The organism is Prevotella pectinovora (assembly GCF_041323955.1).
In the GTDB taxonomy this organism is placed as follows: Bacteria; Bacteroidota; Bacteroidia; order Bacteroidales; family Bacteroidaceae; genus Prevotella; species Prevotella pectinovora.
Map to the genome: position 1 here is coordinate 1,996,439 of NZ_JBGLIV010000001.1, position 20,630 is coordinate 2,017,068.

Consider the following 20,630-nt stretch of genomic DNA (forward strand, 5'->3'; position numbering starts at 1 on the left):
GAATAATGTTACCAAACGAAATACACATCAGTTCTTCTTTTACAATAAGCAACAGCCACATCACGTGCCGCTTTAATTCTAGTTTTTTCAATATCCGTCTCACGTTGTGATTGCCTTTCAATGAGTTCAACAGCCCGTCTAGCTTCTGCATCTTTAGTTTGCTTGATTTGCATGCATAGTTGTTTGGCTTCAGTAGCACAAGAGCTTGTCATATCTATTTGTTGCAGATATTCGACTGCTGCATCAAAATTACCGTTAGAGAATTCTGCCCGAGCTTTCTGAATGACATTATTACATTCCTGCGTTTGGTATTGACGATAAATTGTAGTTATCTCGTTATTGACTTTTGTGTAACCTGAGATTGTCGCAGGACAAGAAAACAACAGAGCCAGTCCCTCACCATATTGTTGAATATTGGCAAAAGTGCGAGCACGTGATATAACAGAATTAAGATTATGCTGATAGTAATCTATGATTTTATCTTTTGCCTTATTCACAAAGTCTGTTAGACGTTTGTCTTGGGCAGACAATTTAGAAATGGCATTTTTTATTGCGTCATCATCAGAGAATCCTTCCCCACGTACTGTAACGACACAACTTGCAAAAGTTGTACTTGTGGCAAGATTGGTACAGACAAAATTGAATTGTATGTCGCTTGTATGTATATTCCTCATACCACCTTCAACAACTTGTTTATTAACGAAACTAATCTCTGGCTTTATGGCAATGGTACTTACTTCGGCTGTTTCAACTCCACTTTCAGTCATGGCTGGCAAGAACTTGCTCCTCAGCATCTTTGCCGTATTATCACTTAATTGGCAATTACCAACAGGAAGCGCAAAGGCTATTTCTATTCCTTGTGCGAAAATAGTTGCATAAGAAGTCAACAAGATTGTCAATGTAAGCAAGACCTTTCTCATAATACACACTCCCGTTATTTAATGGTTACAATTAGCATATTGTTGCTTGTAGTTCTCTCAATCTTGATTCCAAGATTCCTGAAAAATGTTAACAACTTCAATCCAAACTTATTGATATTATACGTTCTTCCGTTCTCGTCTTTTAGCGGTATGCGAATATCGTCGAAGAGCATCTGCTTGTCGGTTGTTCCCTGGATATGGTAATTGCCTTTATAGGCATTTTCTTCCACCCACATTTCCAAGGCATCGGACAAAGCAAGACCATCTGCGCCAACCTCTTGCGACATAGAGCGAGATGATGCCTCGTCAATGCCGACTGTTACCGCTATGGATTGTCCGTTTTCAGCTATGTCCATCAGTTTCTCCTGCATGGTGTTCAAGAATTTGTCCATCCCTGCCTCGACAGCTCTTGATGTAAGTTTACCATAGTCATCGGTGTAAAACTTACCGCTTTCGCAAACTGCATTGGCAAGCGAATTTGCAGTAGAGGTTTCATAACCAGACAGGATTACTTTCATGGCATTGCCAGAAGGAGATTCCAACAGGTTTATTTCCGCTTCGACATAAACATCTGCACCAGACTGTTGTATAATCATAGTCTTAACATCCTGTTGTTGGGTATTGCCTAATGCGGTTGCTTTTGACAAGGCTTTTACCTTGGCAAAAAAATCAACTGTAGTATACCCCCTTTGATCGAATGCTTCCTTTATTTTGGTTAAAGCGATACGCTTATTCACGTCATTCTCCAAAACGGTACGTATGTCTTCACCTTGCATTGTATATGGTATGACCATAATCTTTGGTCGTGCCGTAGGTAAAGGAGTAACTTGAGACTCTATGTTTTGTGCCCATGTGCAGCAGAAAGCACACAGTCCCAATAATATTATTGCTATTCTTTTCATACTCATTTTTTGATAATTAAGTTACAACGAACTAAATTGTGAGAAGCTTTACTATTTTCAATAGCGATAATGACTTTGCGTGACACGCTGCATTCGGCGAATGACTCTCCAGAGAGTTTTGTCACCTTGGCCTTTCCAAGTTCAGATGGATAAGGTTTGCCATCAAGCATCTCTACTGATTCTATCGTAAACGTATCACCGACCTTGATTCCAGCTTCCTTGCCAACGTTGAGAAGTATCGTGCTTTTATCTATCGTCTTCAAGACTTTTCCCTTGACGGGGAAATTGATACGGAAATATTCATATATGTCGGATTGCAGGCTTTGCATGGCTGCTGTAACAGCACTCTCTGGCGACAGCATTTCCTTACTGCATTTTCCATCAAAACTCTGTGCCTCATTGCTTACGCCTGTCTCTACGTCAACAACTTTCAACTGAAATGCTACACTTGCTTTATAACCACGTGTGCTTCCGTCACTGTTCTTCATGCGATAAACCGGTATCTTAACAATATGTCCTGTTACCAACTGCTCGGCAGCAACAGCCGCACCTTGTTCTGCAAGATTATGGCTGTCGAGAAAAGCCTCGCTCTTCTGTAGTTCAAGTTCATCAACTACTTTATCGCGACTTGTTCTGTCAACTACAACAAAGCGGTGAGTGTTAGTCAGCATTTCCACAACTTTCTCTGTTACAAGTCCTGTGTATGGACTCTCTTCATCGCAGGTAAACTGAGTTACGCCTACGACAGGGCGGTCATCGGCTGCTAAAGAAACTTGCGTATACCCACAAAGGATACACGCAAGTATGACCGCATATAAAATGCGATAATTTCCCATCACAGATTCTTTGCAGTTTTTGCTGTTTCAATCATCTGCTTGATGGCTGCGACCTTCGCCTTTGACTCTTCAAGCAAGACAGGGTAAGCATCTTTTGTAAAGGCGAGAGCTGATGCTATCTTAGCTATTTTCATTGGATTCTTGTTAGTAGAAGATGCCTTGGTTGCAGCTTCTGCACCTTTCCCAGCCTCAGCGATAGAAACACCTTCTGCAGTTAGAGTTGTGCTTAATGCGACAAGTTCCTCTACAGTAGGTTTCTTGATACTTACGTCTGTAACACCATCCTTCGTCTCGCCAATCTGACGATAATAAAGGTCTTGGAGTAGAGCTGATGACGCAGCAGAACTGATGGCTGCGTTGTAAACACCCTGTACATAGGTGTCAACATCTGCAACTCCAGTTTGCTTTGGCTGCTTAGAGCAAAGTTTCTCCAATTTTGCACAACGGTCGATACTTGCCTTAATGTCCTCTTTGGACTGACCGAAACAGAATGATACCGACATTGCGAGCAATGCTGCGGTAACGAATAAAAATCTTTTCATCTTGTATTATTTTTAAGATGACTGCCTGGCTACCACAGCAGGGTTAATTTTTTATTGACGAATATACAAAATAAAAGAAACGTGGAGCCAGTCTGTCACTCGTTCCACGATTCGTAGGCCTTCGCATTGCCCTGTCAGGCAACGCCGAAAGCCCCACGTATGTGTAAGTATATAAATACCCTTTCTTGGCAACGAATGCAAAATGCAACCGAAGCCAATTAGGGCTGTATACAATACACCCATGAGACGTTCCTTGTTGCTTTGTTCTTGACTGACAAATGAGTTTGCGAAGTTCACGAATCGTCAAAACCAAAGCGTCAGATACGCCTTTTACTATGTATATGTCTGCCCAACCTCTGCCCATCGGGACTTCCGGTATGGGTATAGACGTTACAAAGATAACACTTTTACCTTGAAAACCACTTTGCTTGGCTGGTAAAGTATGATTTTAAGGCCTGATTTAACATTATTAAATATAAATATGTCAAAGAATCCACTTCCTCATGATTTTTCTTGCCAAAAAGTTTGTATTATCAATGATTATTTGTATTTTTGCAGCGTTAGTTCCAGCCGAGCCTCTTTACAATGCTTAAATAGGCTGGGCTTTTTTGTTTATAAGCTATGACAAAGAGAAATTTTGGAAAAGATTACAAGACTCCACGAGAACTTGTAACCTTATTGGAAAATCGTGGATTGATAATCAATGATAGGCAAAAGGCTCAATTGTATTTGGAGAGCATTGGCTATTATCGATTGTCTGCGTATATGCATCCTTTGTTGAAGACTCCAAAGATTCTTCATCTGTATAAGGAAGGTGCTACATTTAACAAAGTGATGATGCTTTATCGCTTTGACAAAAAGTTGCGCTTACTCCTTTTTAACGAGATTGAGAAGATCGAAATTGCTGTAAGAGAAGCCGTAATGAATATGACGGCTGAACGGACTGGTGATATATATTGGCTTACCAATTCTGCACTTTTTCGTGATCAGTCCATTTTCGTCAATAGTATGGCAATGTTGTCGAAGGAGTATGAACGTTCTACTGAAGACTTTATAGAACACTTCAAAAGAACATATACAGAACCTTTTCCACCAGCATGGATTCTTGGTGAACTTCTCCCAATGGGTAGCGTGAATATGTACTACAGGAACTTGAAAGATAAAGGGCTCAAAAAGCAGATCGCCAAGCGTTTCTGCCTTCATGCTCCAGTGTTTGAGTCTTGGCTTTCTGTGCTTACGCTTACTCGCAATGCGTGTTGTCATCATGCTCGTGTTTGGAATAAGGTCAACAAGATTATTCCAAATGATATGAGAGGCATGACTCGTCCTTGGATTACTATTCCTGCGGACAAGCGAAGAATCTATTATAATATGTGCATCATCAAGTATTTCCTTGACATCATCTCTCCCAACAATGACATGCTTGACAAAATGCACAATTTGTTCAGCAAGTTTCCAGAGATAGACCTGGCAGCTCTTGGATTCCCTGTTGGTTGGGAAAATGAACCTCTGTGGCAATGAAGGAATATGAAGAGACTGTTAACCACCCCACATCACCCATATTTTCTGCAATTTTGATGTGATTGAAAGTTAAATACGTTAAATCTTCACCTTTTCGTATCTAATCAGAATTCATACGGTCACTTTTCTACCGTTTAGAGCGTATAACACTGATAATCAACTAATAATAGATACGAAAACTGTATGCGGTTTATATAAAAATATGCCTAAGAACGTGTCGTTCGTTTTGTTTCTGCGTCTTTTCTGCGTCAAAGATAGTTATGATTTCAATACGAACAAACATTTTAATACATTATTTTTTCTTTTAGTCACATTTTGTATCAATGGCTTACGCTTAGGCGAGTCTTTCCATTTCTTAAGACCGTTGTATATATGACGTTCCATAATGCTATAGTTTTATATCCAACGGAAAATTTAATGATAATCAACGACATACACAAGTTAATTACACTTTTATGAACGTTCAATAGCTACAAAAACACCTTTGCAAGCCAGATAAAGACAGACATTTTTATGGTTGTTTTTTGTTCTTGAAATTGCCGAATCACAATCCTTGGAAAGCATATCAAAACATCAAGAAACGGGCAAGCACCGTGCCCAAGTGGGGCAAGCACCTTGCCCCAAGTGAGAAAGCACCGTGCCCCAAGTGGGCAAGCACAGTGCCCAAAACTGTGCCCAAAGTTTCTATAGAAGGAAACGTCAGTAAAGGAATATAACTATCAGCAATTGTTTCGATGAATATATACTATTTTCAGCAATAATGGCAATTGCACTTATGGAAATAATGTATAACTTTGCAGCGGACAACTACAAAGATACAACAAAACGGAATCAAACAAATAAAAACAACATACGACATCATGCAAATCATAAAAGACAAACAATTCGGAGGCGAACGCCCACTGTTCGCTTCTCACGACCTGCATATCGACAACGTGCTCATCACTGAGGGCGAGTCGGCAATAAAGGAATGCAGCAACATAAAGGCGACCAACTGCCGTTTCGAGGGTAACTATCCTTTCTGGCATGTCCATGGGTTTGAAATAGAAAACTGCTACTTCGCTGTCGGCGGACGTTCAGCCCTGTGGTATTGCGACCATCTGAAGATGCGCGACACGGTTATCGATGCGCCTAAGATGTTTCGCGAGATGAGCCATCTCGAACTGAAGAACGTAACGATGAACGATGCAGACGAGGTGTTCTGGCGCTGCGACAACATACGCATAGAGAACCTGAAGATGCACGGCGGCACCTATCCATTCATGTTCAGCCATGACGTTTATGTTGATGGATTGGAGAGCGACAGCAAATACGTGTTCCAGTATGCAAGAAACATCGAGGTGCATAATGCGAAGATTACAACGAAGGATGCTTTCTGGGAGGTGGATAACGTTACCGTGTACGACTCCGAGCTGAACGGCGAATACCTGGGATGGCACTCAAGGAACCTGCGGCTCGTGAACTGCCACATCACCGGCGAGCAGCCCCTCTGCTATGCCCACGACCTCATTCTCGAGAACTGCACCTTCGGCGAAGACTGCGACCGCGCATTTGAATACTCCACACTGAATGCCGACATCAAGGGCAGCATCGCGAACATCAAGAACCCTATGTCGGGACGCATCGTTGCCGACAAAATCGGTTCCATTACCATCGACGAGAACATCAAGCAGCCTGCCGACTGCGTGATTGAGGAAAGAAAATGACGAATATGAAATATGATTTCGACAAGGTAACGCCGCGACGCGGCACAAACTCATACAAATGGGACAGCACCGACGACAAGGAGGTGCTGCCGATGTGGGTTGCCGACATGGATTTCCCTACCGCCCCCTGCATCATCAACGCCCTGAAGAAACGCGTGGAGCACGGTATATTCGGCTACACCCGTGTGCCGGAGGAATACTACGATGCGGTAATCTCATGGTTCAGCCGGCGCCACCATTGGAAGCCGAGGCGCGAATGGTTCATATATACGTCGGGAGTAGTTCCGGCATTGTCTGCCGTGATAAAGGCGTTGACCAATGTGGGTGATAAAGTGCTGACCCTTACTCCGGTATACAACTGCTTCTTCTCCTCTATCAGGAATAACGGATGCGAACTGGACAGCTCTGCATTGAGGTATGAGAACAACACTTTCTCCATCGACTATGAAGACCTGGAGCGTCGTGCCGCCGACCCGAAGACCACCCTTATGCTGCTCTGCAATCCGCACAACCCCTCGGGACGAGTGTGGACAAGGGAGGAGCTGCGGCGCATAGGCGACATCTGCATCAAGTACAATGTTGTCGTGGTGGCCGACGAAATCCACTGCGAACTGGTACACCCAGGATTCACCTACACACCGTTTGCCTCCGTGTCGGAAGAGTTCCAGAAGCATTCCGTCACCTGCGTTGCACCGAGCAAGGCGTTCAACATCGCCGGACTGCAGATTGCCAACATCATCGTGGAGAACGACAAGTGGCGACAGCGCATCGACAAGGCGATAAACATCAACGAGGTATGTGACGTGAATCCGTTTGGCGTGATTGCCACCATCGCCGCATACAACGAGGGAGAGGAATGGCTCAATCAGCTGCTCCAGTATATCCACGGCAACTATCTCTTCTTCAAGGACTACTGTGAGGAGCATCTGCCCCAGTTGCCTGTGGCACCGCTCGAAGGCACCTATCTCGCATGGATGGACTGCCGGAGCCTCGGCATCCCGTCGGAAGAACTCGAAGAGGAACTCATGAAGGAAGCCAAACTATGGCTCAATGCCGGCAGCATGTACGGTAAGGAAGGCGAAGGCTTCATGCGTTGGAACCTCGCCTGTCCGCGACAGCTCGTAAAAGAAGGGCTGGAGAGATTCTCTCAGTTTGTTGATAGACGCTGATGTCACAACTTTCCTGCAACCGATAGTAAGATAAAAACCAAAGGGTCCATACAAAATCAACTGTTCTTGACTTCGTATGGACCCTTTTTTGTTGCATAAAGCCTGCCATTTAGAGTATATGGCTTTTGCTTTATTGCTTAGATTTCGAAATGTTCCTTTATGTCGGGCATCGCACCGTTCTGGGTGCACACATAGGCGCTCACTTCAACGGCGAGCTTATGTGCTTCCCTTACAGTCTTTCCGCTGAGGATTGCTGCACAGAACGAACCGGTGAACGAGTCGCCGGCACCTACAGTGTCTGCCACTTCCACCCGGGGCGTTTCCTGATATGACACACAGCCCGGAGTGAACACATAGCTGCCGTTCACGCCACACGTGAGCACCAGCATGTCGAGGTTGTACTTGCCGAGTATGAGCCAGCATTTGTTCTCTATGTCCAGACCCGGATAGCCGAACATCCTGCCTATCTGTATCAGTTCCTCGTCGTTAATCTTCAGTATGTTGCAGCGTTTCATAGATTCGCAGATCACATCCTTGGTATAGAAGTTCTGTCGCAGGTTGATGTCGAAAATCTTAAGGCAGTCTTTCGGTGTATTGTCGAGGAACTTGTAGATGGTCTCGCGGCTCACCACATTGCGCTGTGCCAGCGAGCCCCAGCATACGGCAAGCGTGTTTTCAGCCACAGCCTTCACCTCGTCGGTGAAAGGAATGTTGTCCCAAGCCACATTCTCCTTGATGTCGTATGTCGGAATACCTTCATCATCAAGCTCCACCTGTACGGTACCTGTTGGATAAGGCACGCGTGGCATTACATAGTTGAGTCCTTTTCCTTCCAACTGCTCTATAGTCTCTTCTGCAAGTTTGTCCTCGCCGAGGGCACTCACAGCAATGGAGTTGAGGCCAAACTGTCCGGCATGATAAGCGAAGTTTGCCGGTGCGCCACCAAGTTTCTTTCCATCAGGCAAGACGTCCCAAAGAGCCTCGCCAAGTCCTACTACATATTTATCTTTCATAGTCGTATATCTGAGTTTATTTATGTCGTGTATCTGAATTCCCTATTATTATAACGGTTTCTCGTACAAGTTATTGTTTCACCTTATTTATATATGTGAACAGATAAACCACTCCGGCTGCCATTACAGCCACAGCACCAACCTGTCCGATGGCGTCGCTGGCGAATCCCATCAGGAGAGGGAACACCGTACCTCCGAAGAGACCCATAACCATCAGTCCGCTCACCTCGTTCTTATGCTCAGGCACCGAGATGAGAGCCTGCGAGAAGACGATGGAGAAGATGTTGGAGTTGCCGTATCCCACAAGAGCTATTGCTGCATAAAGAATGACTTTGCTTGTTCCTACGAACATTCCAGCCATACTCAGCGCCATCATCACCACGCTGATGATGAAGAATGTGCGCGCCTTCATCACACGGAGGAAGAACGAACCCGTCAGACATCCCAAGGTTCTGAAGATGAAATAGAGGGATGTGGCGAAGGCTGCCTCGTTGAGAGACCATCCGAGACGCTCGATGAGAATCTTCGGAGCTGTGGTGTTGGTACCTACGTCGATGCCCACATGACACATGATGCCGATGAAGGAAAGCAGCACGATAGGTCTGCCGAGCAACCGCACACTGTCCATTATGCCGGTAGCCTTACCCTCGTTGTGCTCTTCCGGAATGGATGTGACGCAAAGGGCAGCGGCAGCCACCATACCTATTATCATATATATGGGGAAGAGTATCCTCCATCCGAAGCCGAAGCTCGGTATTGTAGCAATGGCTCCCCACATGGCTATGTATGGAGCAAGGAATGAGGCTATCGCCTTAACGAACTGTCCGAAGGTGAGCGTTGAGGCGAGGTTGCCCTTTATAACGACAGACACCAGTGGGTTGAGCGACGTCTGCATCAGAGTGTTGCCTATGCCGAGCAGGGAGAACGACACGAGCATCAGTGTGAAGTTCTCGCCGAAGAGCGGCAGAAGGAGCGACACTGTGGTCACGGCGAGCGAGAGCAACACGGTGTTCTTCTTGCCGATCTTGCTCATAAGCATGCCCGTGGGCACACTGAACAGGAGGAACCAGAAGAAGACGAGCGACGGGAACATGTTTGCCGTAGCGTCATTCAGGTTGAGGTCTTCTTTCACGTAGTTGGAGGCGATGCCTACCATATCTACGAATCCCATGGCGAAGAAACAGAGCATCACCGGGATGAGGGTAAGTTTAGCAGATTTACTCATTTTATTCTGTTTTATATAAGTTCATTATTTCAGTTTATATACTGCATATTTCTTTGTCTTGCCCTTTATCGTTACCTTGTCGTAAGGTTTTGTTGGGAACACAAGGTTTGTCATAGCCATCTTTCCGTCGTTGTCGAACACCTCAATACTGCTCTTGTCGATGAATATGCGCAGCTTGTTCATCTTGCCATATACAGGGGCTGTAGTTATGGCAGCAAAGTCGCTGCTGAAATCGGTCTTTCCGCTTAGTGTTCGGTCCATCGAGAATGTTTCGTCCTTTGCCTTATATGTCATGACCACCTTCTCGCCCTTGCTGTTGCTCAGCGTAATCGTGGCATCACCCTTCAGATTGACCACCATTTCGCAAGCTTCGCTCAAAGACTTTGATGGTTTTTTACTTCGTGCAGCAGTAATCTCTTCTGATGGAGTAACGCTGCAATAAGTGTTGCCTTTATATTCGAAGAGTCCCAAGTCGCGAGGAATGGAGTTGGCAGAACGATACTGCAACGTAGGCACCTGATTGGCATACTGCCAGTTGCTCATCCATGCCAAAGCCACGTGTCTGCCGTTGGGAGCATTGTCGAAAGTAACGGTGGCATAGTGGTCTTTACCATAGTCCATCCATTTTGTCACTTCCGGTTTCGATTCGCAAGTAAATTTATGTCCGTCGAAGTCACCAACAAAATATTGTGTTGCCGAACCTCCGGAAGGACCTCCAGGATTTATGTTGCACACAAGCATCCATTTCTCTTTGTCTGTGCCACGTACTTTCATCTTCATCAAATCCGGACATTCCCATACACCGCCATGACTGCCGTATTCGGCTCCGAACGAGCTTTCAAACTTCCAGTCTTTCAGATTGTCAGACGAGTAGATGTTCATCTGCTGACCGGCAGCGAGAATCATGTTCCATTTCTTGATATCCTCGTTCCAGAACATGTGAGGATCGCGGAAGTCGGGCACGTTGCTCGTTATTATCGGATTGCCATCATATTTTGTGAAAGTCTTTCCGTTGTCGGTGCTGTAAGCCATGCTCTGCGTCTGATTCTCACCGGCTGATGTGTAGAGAGCCACGATGGCGTTTTCTCCAAATCCGGCAGTGTTGTTCTTGTCTACCACTGACGAGCCGCTGAATATTGAACCCCAAGCATCGGGCTGTACCGGGTCGCCTTGGAACGTCCAATGGATGAGGTCGGTTGATGTGGAGTGGCCCCATGTCATGTTCTCCCACTGCGAACCATAAGGGTTATGCTGGAAGTAGAGATGCCATACACCGTCCTTGAAGAACATTCCGTTCGGGTCGTTCATCCATCCGTAAGCTGGGGTGTGATGGTAGAGCGGACGATATTGTTCGCGGTTTGTCGTGTCAAAGCTCTCTGCATTCTTGATATTCTTCCAGCAAGTGAAAGTGGAAATACCACCATCGTTGCGGTAGTTGCCGTTCACGTGAATATCAAGAGCTAACGTCTTTTCCTCATTGAATTCATCCAGATAAAGCGGAACATAATAATCCACCTTGTTCATTGCCAGTCGTACATTGAGCGACTTCATCTGTTTGTTGCCGGCGATAACCTTTATGTTGCTCATTTCTGCACTCTCCTGTACTGGCAGCAACAGGCATTTGTCCTTCTGCTGTATACGGTACAGACAATGGTTGCTGCTCAGAAACTGTGTTTCCTGTGCGCATGCTGTGCCTATTGATGCCAGAGCAATCAGAACTGATAATATATTTCTTTTCATATCTCTGTATTCTTAAATTTAAATGTTATCCTGAATCAATCCAATCACCTTTTCTGACTAAAGTTTACCTATTAATTTCTTTTGACTAACCTATACTTATATTATAAGAAAATCAATATTCTTATTTTGCATCGTCGTATCCTTTGTTCTGCTTATACAAGCCTGGTATATAATATAACTGGTTGTATGGCACTGGATAGAATTCATTCTTGCCGGCTGTGAAGTGGGCATCCCTCAGATATTCGGCGTAAGTCTGATTTACTGTATTACCATCCTTGTCGGTAAATGTGTAAACATCCTTCTGCTCTGTCTTGAAGTAATTATTCAGCGTAGTTGAAGCTATTCCCCAACGGCGCAAGTCGAAGAATCTTCCGTTTTCCATTGCCAACTCAAGACGACGCTCCCAGCGCAGGCATTTCCGTGCAGTTTCCTTATCCTGGAAATAAGACTCTGGATAGAGAGCAATGTCACACTGGTCTTTGGCATATTCAATGTGTTTGTCTATAGAATTCTTTGCTCTCTGTCTGATATCGTTAATTATGATGCGTGCTTCTCCAAGACGGTCAAGTTCTATAAGAGCTTCGGCTCTCATAAGCATTACATCGGTGTATCTCAATACGTAGTCGTTCATTGCGAAAGCCTGCCATGAGCCGTTATATGTTTCACCTTTAGAGCGTTGTGGCACTTCTTTCATTGAAGTGTAATAACCGTAGACGTTAGGAGTGCGGGCATTGTCTGTCGTCAGAGTGTATTCCTTTTCGTATTTATATGGGAAGGTAGGCATACCGATGGTGTGGAACAAACGTGGATCCCATTTCTGGGCAGTGACCTTGCCGTTTACCGGGTAGTCGATACTATTGTTGTAGTCATCAAACTCTGGCAGTCCGTTGCGTGTCTTGAAGGCATTCACCAAGTCCTGTGATGGTTTGTGAACATCCCATCCGCAAGACCAGATACCCCAACAGCCGTTCAACATGTTCGACCAGTTGGCACGACCATATTTTGTATGGTCTCCGCTATAATCAGAGGTTTGCACGGCGAATACAGACTCTTTACTGTTCTTGTATTCAGGCAAGAAAATGTCGCCGTAGTCTTCCAGATATCCATAATTGGAATTCTTTACCTCATCAGTATAGTCAACAACCTTCTGCATGTATTGCTTGTTGATATGGTCAACGCCATCGGTTGCCTCATATCCGTCGCCCCAAGCCAATGTGAGATAACATTTTGCCAAATATCCGGCAGCAGCAATCTTGTTGGCACGTCCGCCATCAGCCTGCTTAGCTGGTAGAACATCATGGGCAAACTGGAAATCGTCGATAATCTTCTGGAACAGTTCCTCGTATGTGAATTGTGTGTTAGAAGTCTTCTCCGTAGCATTGTCGGCATATACCTTTTCGTCAATCCATGGAATCTGGCGGAACATGGTAATCAGCTTGAAATAGAAATGTGCACGGAGGAATCTAACCTCAGCTTCGCGCTGTTTCGTTGTTTCAGCTCCAAGGGTCTTTTCGCCGTTCTGTTCAAGAGAGACCAACGCACGGTTGCAACGAGATACGGCACAGTAAAGGCGATACCAAAGTTCATCGAGTTCCCCTTTTGTAGAAGTCAGAGTCTTCCATATTTCCACATCGTGGTAACCAGTGTCACCAGTTCCCCAGCCACCTTTCAGACAGTCGTCTGATGCCAGGTCGCCATAAGGCCAGAGATTGAACGGATAGCTGTACCAGCAGTCACCAAGCATGGCGTATGCGCTGTTCACCATCTTTTCCGGCTCATTGAAGGCCTTGTCTTCGTCTATCACAGCTGTCGGATTATAGTCCAGAAAGTCATCACAACTTGCGAATGTTCCTGCAAGTGCTACTGCAAGCACTATTGTATATATCTTTTTCATAATGAAAATTCGTTTAATCGTTATACCTTTTATGTCTTAATGATAATTCTGCAATTTGTATTAGAAACCAACTTGAAGTCCAAACGACAATGATGTTGCCAAAGGATAATTCCAGTCAGGATTCTCAGGGTCGGAGCATGTCAGGCTCTTGCTCTTTATAGTAAGCAGATTCTGTCCGGAAACATAAATGCGTGCACTTGACATCTTGACTTTTGACAAAACACTCTTAGGTATATTGTATCCAATCTGCAGAGTGCGGAGCTTCAGGTAAGAACCATTCTCCACGAAGTATGAAGAAGCCCTGCCCTCATCTGCAATATTCATTGTGCTCAAGCGAGGAATCGACGAACTTGTATTGTTTGTGTTCCATGCGTTCAGCAGACGTGTTCCCTTGTTTGAGCCAGGGTCGTTAACAGCCCAGAAATCGGTCTGGAACTTCTGGTTGTTGTAGACGTCCTGATCGTAAACACCCTGCCAGAACATGCTGAAATCAAATCCCTTGTAGTTGAGAGCAATGTTCAGTCCGTAAGAGAATGCTGGCACTGGATCGTAAATCCAAGTCTGGTCGTCAGCATTAATGCTGCCACTGTGATCCAAATCCTTGTATTTCAGTCCACCGACACGTGCGTTTGGCTGTCCCGACTTGTCTACTTCCTCTTGAGTCTGGAATATTCCGTCAGCTACATATCCAACGATAGAACCGTATGACTTGCCGCTCTGTACGAGATTTTCTTTTGTAGTATGAGTATAAGCACCCGTTGTAGATGAAGGCAGATAAGTTACTTTGTTGCGGAAGAAATCCAAATTGCCGTTGACGTCGATTCCGAGTCCGTTAGCAAGTGTTGTGCGATAGCCCAAGCTGAACTCCATACCACAGTTGCGGAGCGACGGGCCGTTTTTCCAAGTGTTGCCACCCTCGCCCGTTGCACCGAGGTATGCAGGATTAATCAGCATGTCCTTCACATTCTTGATATAAGCATCGACAGTTCCGTAGAAACTGTTGTTGAACATCGTGAAGTCAACACCGACATTGTATTGTGTTGCCGATTCCCACTTCAAATTAGGGTTTGCAAGTTGTGTGGCGCGGTAACCTGAAGGGAAAGTGCCGGAACCCTGCAAGAACAGGTCGTAGGCTGTAGATGTAACGCGGTCCAATCCGTAGTCAGCGACATAAAGTCCAAACTGTGCGTTGTTGTCGATTGCCTGATTACCTGTCTGTCCCCATGACAGACGCAGCTTTGCATCGTCAAGCCATTCCTTTTTCAACAGATTAGAGAAGCGGAAGCCGAGAGATGCAGCAGGGAATGTACCCCAGCGGTGAGCCTTGCCGAAGCGTGAAGAACCGTCGTAGCGGATAGTAAAAGATGCAAGGAGAAGATCATCCCAGTTGTAGTTCACTTTTCCGAAGAATGATGCCAGACGATAGCCAAACTTAGCACCGCTATTGGTCATAGTTCCAGTTGCAGCATTTGGCCACATATAGTTTTTGTCTTCCAGGGCATATCCTTCAGAGTAGGCAGAGAAATCAATAACAGACTGTTTAGACATTTCGCTACCGACGAGGATGTCAAAATTGTGCTTACCTATTTTATTTACATACTGCGCAGTATTAGACCAAGTCCAGTTGGTCTCGTTATTGTTGCTCAATGTTGTTTTGGCAATATCATTCCTTACGATGTCAGAATGGAAAGTGTTTGTCATCGCATTGATGAATGATGTCTTGAAGTCCAAACCGAAGTTTGAGCGGAGTGTCAATCCTTTGATAGGCTTCAGTTCTACAAATGCATTGCCGAATATGCGCCAGTAGTCGAGATTATTGTTACGGTTGTCGTATTGCTCGCGGCAAGGGTTCTGGCGGTCGGACATGCTGCCAACAGGACCTGCGAAAACCTTACTGTTCTCCTCGTATACAGGAACGATAGAAGGCATCTTCAACGCATTCTCCATAGGGTGGCAGTCTACTTGCGATGTGTAAGTAAGAGTGAGATTCTCGCCAACAGTAAGCATCTTGTTCAGATTCCATGAAGTATTCAGTCTTGCTGAGATATTCTGGAAATCGGTATATTTCAATACGCCCTCATTATTCTTGTATCCTAAAGAGAACATTGCGCTGTGCTTGTCGTTGGCATGCGATACCGATAAATCGTAATTCTGCATGAATCCGGTACGTGAGATAGCATCCAGCCAGTCGGTGTCAGAGAATCGCATTGTCTTCTTTGAGTTTATATATCCGTCGTACCTTCCGTTTATCGTATAGTTCTGATATTGGTTTGTTGCCGGATTCCAAACTGTGATAGGAGTACCGTTATGTGCATTCAAATCAATGCCATAGTTTGCTGCATAGACAACAGGGTCGAGACCGTCGTTGAGAGCTGCCTGTGCCATGGCTGTAACATATTCGCCAGAATTGAGGAGTTTCATTTTCGACTGACTTGAATAGAATTGTGCGGTAAGGTTTGCTGAGAAGTCCACAGCCACCTTGTTACCCTTCTTTCCCTTCTTCGTCGTTATGATGATAACACCGTTTGAAGCTCTTGAACCATAGATAGAAGCCGAGGCTGCATCTTTCAACACCTGCATACTCTCGATATCATTAGTGTTGAGAGTGTTCAGTGCCATGTTTGTAGGTACACCATCTATAATATAAAGAGGATCTTGTGAAGAGTTGAAAGAACCAATACCACGGATACGTACCTTACCGCTACCAATAGGAGAACCGTCGGTTGTAACGGTCATACCGGCAACTCGTCCTTGCAAGGCACGCATCGGGTCTGTGTCAGAAGATGATTTCAGATTCTTTGTAGAAACGACAGATACAGAACCCGTCAAGTCGGCTTTCTTTTGGGTTGTATAGCCCGTTACGACAACTTCGTTCAGGTTGTTGGCAAGTTCAGCCAATTTTATTTTCATGTTTGGCTGTACTTTAACTTCCACTGTCTTGTAGCCGACATAAGATATGACAAGAGTTGCTCCCTGGTCAGCATCAAGCATGAAGTTACCGTCAAAGTCTGTTATAGTTCCTGACTTCGTTCCTTTTTCCATTATGGTTGCTCCGATTACTGTTTCACCAGCTTCGTCTGTAACCACACCGCTCACTTTAATTTTCTGTGCGTTGGCAGTAATGCTCATCGCCAGAAGTGAGAAGCTAATCAATACTTTTGATAGATTGCTCATAAGTTTTAATGGTTTTGTTAGTTGTTTGATTTTAGTGCTGCAAAGTTATATAATGTATTGATATCCAACAAGAACGGATGTTGCACAAACAGAAACGAATCGTTCATCGTATCATCTGTTGCATGTTTTGAACGATTTGTTGCAATCCTGCCGAGAAACAGACCACGATAGAGTCTCCGGAGATATAGAATATGTATAGGGTTAAGTGCTGGGACAGACATTTACATTTAGTGTGGATGAGAACAACAAGATAACTTTCGGCGATTACTATGAATGGTTCACTGTAACAGAATAATTGTATTATACTCAATTTCTATAAGGTGGCGGGACGTTGGTCTTATTATTCAGACCAACGTTCCGCTTATTCTTTATTTATTACATGTTATTTCCATTATTTTGCTTAATTTTGAAGCGAAATAATAAATATGTAAATAGTAAGAGTATTATATGAGGCAGAGAGAGAACAGAAAGTCCTGTTATATAAAGGTATGGATAACGTTGGGGGTGGCAGTAATGTTGGTTCTTGCATTGCATGGAGCCAGCAGCTATATGCTTGACTATTCGCTCAGCTATCCGAAAGGGGAACGCATGACGGCAGAACACTGGAAGAACAGAACACGGAACGAATGTCCGTGGACTACGGCGTGGATGGATTCCATATACCGGAACCATTGCGTGAAGGACACGTTCCTCATTATGCCCTCCGGCTACAAGGCACACGCCATTTATCTTTATGCGCCAAAGGCAACAGACAAAACGGCAGTTGTGGTGCACGGCTATAAGGTGCGTTCCGAGGGAATGCTACACATCGCTTATCTATACAACCACGATTTGGGATATAATGTGCTCTTGCCCGACCTGTATGGACACGGACAGAGCGAGGGTGACCATATACAGATGGGGTGGCAGGACAGATGGGACGTGATAAGATGGGCGGAAGTGGCAAATAATGTGTTCAGAGCGTCAAGGTATTCATCCACAAAGCAAGTCATCCACGGCATCTCTATGGGTGCAGCCACCACGATGGCCGTGGCGGGTGAGAAGACTCCGGATTATGTGGAGTTTTTTGTTGAAGACTGTGGCTATACGAGCGTATGGGATGAGTTTGCAGGACAGCTGAAAGAGGAGTTCGGGCTGCCGTCGTTCCCGCTGATGAATACAACTTCCGGGCTTTGCCAACAGAGATACGGATGGTCGTTTGACGAGGCGCAGCAGATAAAGCAGGTGGAGCGCAGCACCAAACCGATGCTCTTCATCCACGGCGATGCCGACACCTACGTGCCCTACTCCATGCTCCGTCCGCTCTACGAGGCTAAGCGCCACGGCCGCAAAGCCATCTTCATAGCCAAGGATTCTGAACACGCCATGGCATACCGCGACCACCACAAAGAATACACAGAAAAGGTGAAGGAGTTTGTGGGGGAATGAAATAGCGAATGGTTTGCTTGCCAGAACCATTGGCAATATTAGTGCACCTACCATTCTGTGATACGTAAACTATATTAATAAAAAGTCCATTGGCAGAATTAAATATGCACTAAATTAATTCCGCCAACGGGTTATAATAAGGAATATGAGCATAAATAAGGATTTGACAAGAACTTCCCAAGAGCGAGATTTTACAGAAGTGGTGGATATAATAGTTCAGCATAGGAGTAAGGCGTCACGTGCAGTCAACGAACAATCTCTGCTTTGTGCATGGTATGTTGGAGGTTATGTTTCAATGAAACTGAAAAGCGAGGAATGGGGAAGTAAAGTCGTAGCCCAATTGTCTGAATATATTCGTTCCAACCGCCCTGATATCAAAGGCTTCAGCAAGAGAAACATTTACAACATGGTGATGTTTTATGATGAATATTCATCTGAAGTTTTTGCTGTAGCTATAAGAAAATATATGACGGATAAATTTGTGCAGTCGGAAACTGCACAAATAGGATTTAAGCAAGGAGAGGCTATAACTGTACAGTCACAAATTGGACAAATGCCCGACATCTTGGCACTGACAACTTTGACAAACCATATTGAGATATTGTGTAGGTGTAAAAGTGTAGAAGAACGGTTATTCTACATTCTTTATGCCCATAAAGAGCATTTGTTTGTACGCGAACTGCAACGCTGTATATCGAACCATACATATTCAGCGTTATTGAGTAACAAAACTAATCTGTCGAAAGGTCTGCTTGAAACTTATCCCAAATCTCCGATAATGTTCAAAGATACATACTTCGTGGATTTCCTCAACTTGCCAAAAAAACATAGCGAATCGAAGCTGAAGCATGACTTGATAGAACACATGAAGCAGTTTATTCTTGAATTGGGTAAGGACTTTATCTTTATGGATCAAGAGTATCGCTTAAATGTCGGTGCTTCTTCGTTTAAGGCTGATTTACTGTTCTTCCATCGTGGGCTTCAAGCTCTCGTTGCTGTGGAATTGAAGAAAACAAAGTTCCACCCACGCGACCTTGGTCAGTTGGAGTTTTACCTGGAGGCTCTTGACCGCGATGTGAAGCGTTCAAACGAGAACCCATCTATTGGCATAATATTATGCCCCGATGCAGACAAGGTGGTTGTTGAATATGCCATGAGTCGCAGCATGAGTCCAACAATGATTGCTGAGTATAAGCGTATCTTGATACCACAGGAGCAAATGCAGCAGCAATTAAGAGAGTTCTGCCAGTTTTTTATGAATGAGGATAAAGCAGAAAAGTAAGGAAAACAATGGTTAATGAGATTGTTGTGAGCCGAGAACAGGGAAATCTGAGTAAACTTGATAACATCTTTAAACCCGAATCGGTCATCAGGTCGTCTTGGATTGGAGCTTCAGGCTACCGACCTGATGAAAATGAATGGACTCAAAACAATATAAAAGGGATTTTTTCGTTTTTAACGTTGAGATGCTGTAACTTTGCACCAGTAAGCAGACGGATGACCCGACGGACAAAGAGCGGCAACCTATTTATCACCAAGGAACTGTCCATAACTGCAAAACAAGGACAGACTCCCCATAAAAGACAAGAATGAGAAAAATCTTTTTATACCTCATACTGAGCATCGTGGCGACCGCCACGGCAACCGCACAGGAGAGCCAGACGGAATACAATTTCCTGAGGCTGCCCGTGAGCGCTCATGCGGCAGCCCTCGGTGGCGACAACGTGAGCATCATAGAAGACGACCCGTCGCTCACGTTCAGCAACCCAGCACTGCTGTCGTCGGTAAGCGACAAGACGCTGAACCTCAACTTCATGACATATATGGAGGGGGCGATAACGGGAAGCGCGGCATTCAACAGAGTGGTAAACGACAAGGCATCGTGGGCGGTTCTGGGACAATACATCAACTACGGCAAGATGAAGGAAACGGACCAGAACAACGTCCAGACGGGAGAATTCTCTGCACAGGAGATTGCACTGGCAGGAACCTTCAGCTATATGCTGGCGAAAAACCTCGCCGGAGGTATAACGGCAAGATGGGTGGCATCGTATATCGGTGGCTACAACTCCATGGCGGCTGGCATAGACCTGGGACTGAACTACTACGACCCGGAGTCGGAGTTCTCAGTGTCGGCAGTGGCCAAGAACCTCGGCGGACAGTTCAAGGCATACGACGAGGACTACGGCAAGATGCCGCTCGACCTGCAGATAGGAGCAAGCAAGAGATTTGCAAACATGCCGTTCAGAATCTCGGCAACGCTCGTTGACCTCAACCACTGGGACTACAGCTTCATAAACCACCTCGTGTGTGGAGTGGAACTGATACTCTCCGACCAGTTTTATGTGGCCGGAGGATACAACTTCCGTCGTGCACACGACATGAAGATAGCCGAGGGCACTGGCGAAGACGCCTCAAAGAGCAACCACGGAGCCGGATTGTCGTTCGGAGCCGGAATGCAGCTGGAGAGGTTCAAGCTGCAGGTGGGATATGCCAAATACCACGTGTCGGCCAACTCGCTGCTCGTCAACGTGTCGTATTCTCTGTAATGACAAAACTC

At 45.1% G+C, this 20,630-nt stretch carries 15 protein-coding genes; 6 read left to right on the forward strand and 9 right to left on the reverse strand.

The window, feature by feature from the left end:
* Positions 1-8: 8 nt before the first annotated feature.
* The 4 genes from ACDC99_RS07940 to ACDC99_RS07955 are packed head-to-tail and all read right to left on the reverse strand — an operon-like array spanning position 9 to position 3,200.
* Positions 9-920 (reverse strand): hypothetical protein, encoded by a 912-nt coding sequence (locus ACDC99_RS07940; RefSeq protein WP_044065105.1) that lies wholly within the window; start codon positions 918-920, stop codon positions 9-11.
* 14 nt (positions 921-934) lie between these two features.
* A complete protein-coding gene (locus tag ACDC99_RS07945) occupies positions 935-1,822 on the reverse strand; it encodes a DUF6175 family protein (protein ID WP_370756525.1) in 888 nt (295 codons plus the stop codon).
* A gap of 2 nt (positions 1,823-1,824) precedes the next feature.
* Positions 1,825-2,658 carry a CsgG/HfaB family protein gene (locus tag ACDC99_RS07950; RefSeq protein WP_044065103.1) on the reverse strand — a complete coding sequence of 278 codons (834 nt, stop codon included), beginning with the start codon at positions 2,656-2,658 and terminating at the stop codon, positions 1,825-1,827.
* Positions 2,658-3,200, reverse strand: coding sequence for a hypothetical protein (locus tag ACDC99_RS07955; protein ID WP_308591308.1), 543 nt, complete (start codon positions 3,198-3,200; stop codon positions 2,658-2,660). Before ACDC99_RS07955 ends, ACDC99_RS07950 begins: the two co-directional genes overlap by 1 nt.
* Positions 3,201-3,821: 621 nt before the next feature.
* On the opposite strand from ACDC99_RS07955, the gene ACDC99_RS07960 reads away from it, so the two are divergent.
* From ACDC99_RS07960 to ACDC99_RS07970, 3 genes are all read left to right on the forward strand, one after another.
* Positions 3,822-4,721 carry an Abi family protein gene (locus ACDC99_RS07960; protein WP_044073437.1) on the forward strand — a complete coding sequence of 300 codons (900 nt, stop codon included), beginning with the start codon at positions 3,822-3,824 and terminating at the stop codon, positions 4,719-4,721.
* Positions 4,722-5,581: 860 nt separating this feature from the next.
* Entirely contained in the window at positions 5,582-6,427 is an 846-nt protein-coding gene (locus ACDC99_RS07965) for a DUF3737 family protein (RefSeq protein WP_042518458.1), read from the forward strand.
* 5 nt (positions 6,428-6,432) lie between these two features.
* Positions 6,433-7,596: a MalY/PatB family protein gene (locus ACDC99_RS07970; RefSeq protein ID WP_370756921.1), complete on the forward strand. Its 1,164-nt coding sequence runs from the start codon at positions 6,433-6,435 to the stop codon at positions 7,594-7,596.
* 137 nt (positions 7,597-7,733) lie between these two features.
* Here the strand turns inward: ACDC99_RS07970 and ACDC99_RS07975 are convergent, their stop codons facing one another.
* From ACDC99_RS07975 to ACDC99_RS07995, 5 genes are all read right to left on the reverse strand, one after another.
* Positions 7,734-8,609 carry a carbohydrate kinase family protein gene (locus ACDC99_RS07975; protein WP_042518456.1) on the reverse strand — a complete coding sequence of 292 codons (876 nt, stop codon included), beginning with the start codon at positions 8,607-8,609 and terminating at the stop codon, positions 7,734-7,736.
* Positions 8,610-8,679: 70 nt separating this feature from the next.
* Positions 8,680-9,834: an MFS transporter gene (locus tag ACDC99_RS07980; protein WP_042518454.1), complete on the reverse strand. Its 1,155-nt coding sequence runs from the start codon at positions 9,832-9,834 to the stop codon at positions 8,680-8,682.
* A 24-nt stretch (positions 9,835-9,858) separates the two neighbouring features.
* Complete coding sequence (locus ACDC99_RS07985) at positions 9,859-11,574, reverse strand: DUF4980 domain-containing protein (protein WP_044065098.1); 1,716 nt, start codon at positions 11,572-11,574, stop codon at positions 9,859-9,861.
* Positions 11,575-11,695: 121 nt separating this feature from the next.
* Positions 11,696-13,468 carry a RagB/SusD family nutrient uptake outer membrane protein gene (locus ACDC99_RS07990; protein ID WP_287071767.1) on the reverse strand — a complete coding sequence of 591 codons (1,773 nt, stop codon included), beginning with the start codon at positions 13,466-13,468 and terminating at the stop codon, positions 11,696-11,698.
* A gap of 60 nt (positions 13,469-13,528) precedes the next feature.
* On the reverse strand, positions 13,529-16,642 hold the full coding sequence (locus tag ACDC99_RS07995) for a SusC/RagA family TonB-linked outer membrane protein (RefSeq protein ID WP_370756526.1): 3,114 nt from the start codon (positions 16,640-16,642) through the stop codon (positions 13,529-13,531).
* A gap of 447 nt (positions 16,643-17,089) precedes the next feature.
* Here ACDC99_RS07995 and ACDC99_RS08000 point away from each other — a divergent pair, with 447 nt between their 5' ends.
* The 3 genes from ACDC99_RS08000 to porQ all read left to right on the forward strand — a co-directional run bounded on the left by ACDC99_RS08000 (position 17,090) and on the right by porQ (position 20,619).
* A complete protein-coding gene (locus tag ACDC99_RS08000) occupies positions 17,090-18,070 on the forward strand; it encodes an alpha/beta hydrolase (RefSeq protein WP_370756527.1) in 981 nt (326 codons plus the stop codon).
* Positions 18,071-18,215: 145 nt separating this feature from the next.
* A complete protein-coding gene (locus ACDC99_RS08005) occupies positions 18,216-19,352 on the forward strand; it encodes a PDDEXK nuclease domain-containing protein (RefSeq protein WP_022317428.1) in 1,137 nt (378 codons plus the stop codon).
* Positions 19,353-19,659: 307 nt separating this feature from the next.
* Complete coding sequence (gene porQ / locus ACDC99_RS08010; protein ID WP_370756528.1) at positions 19,660-20,619, forward strand: type IX secretion system protein PorQ; 960 nt, start codon at positions 19,660-19,662, stop codon at positions 20,617-20,619.
* Positions 20,620-20,630 lie beyond the last annotated feature (11 nt).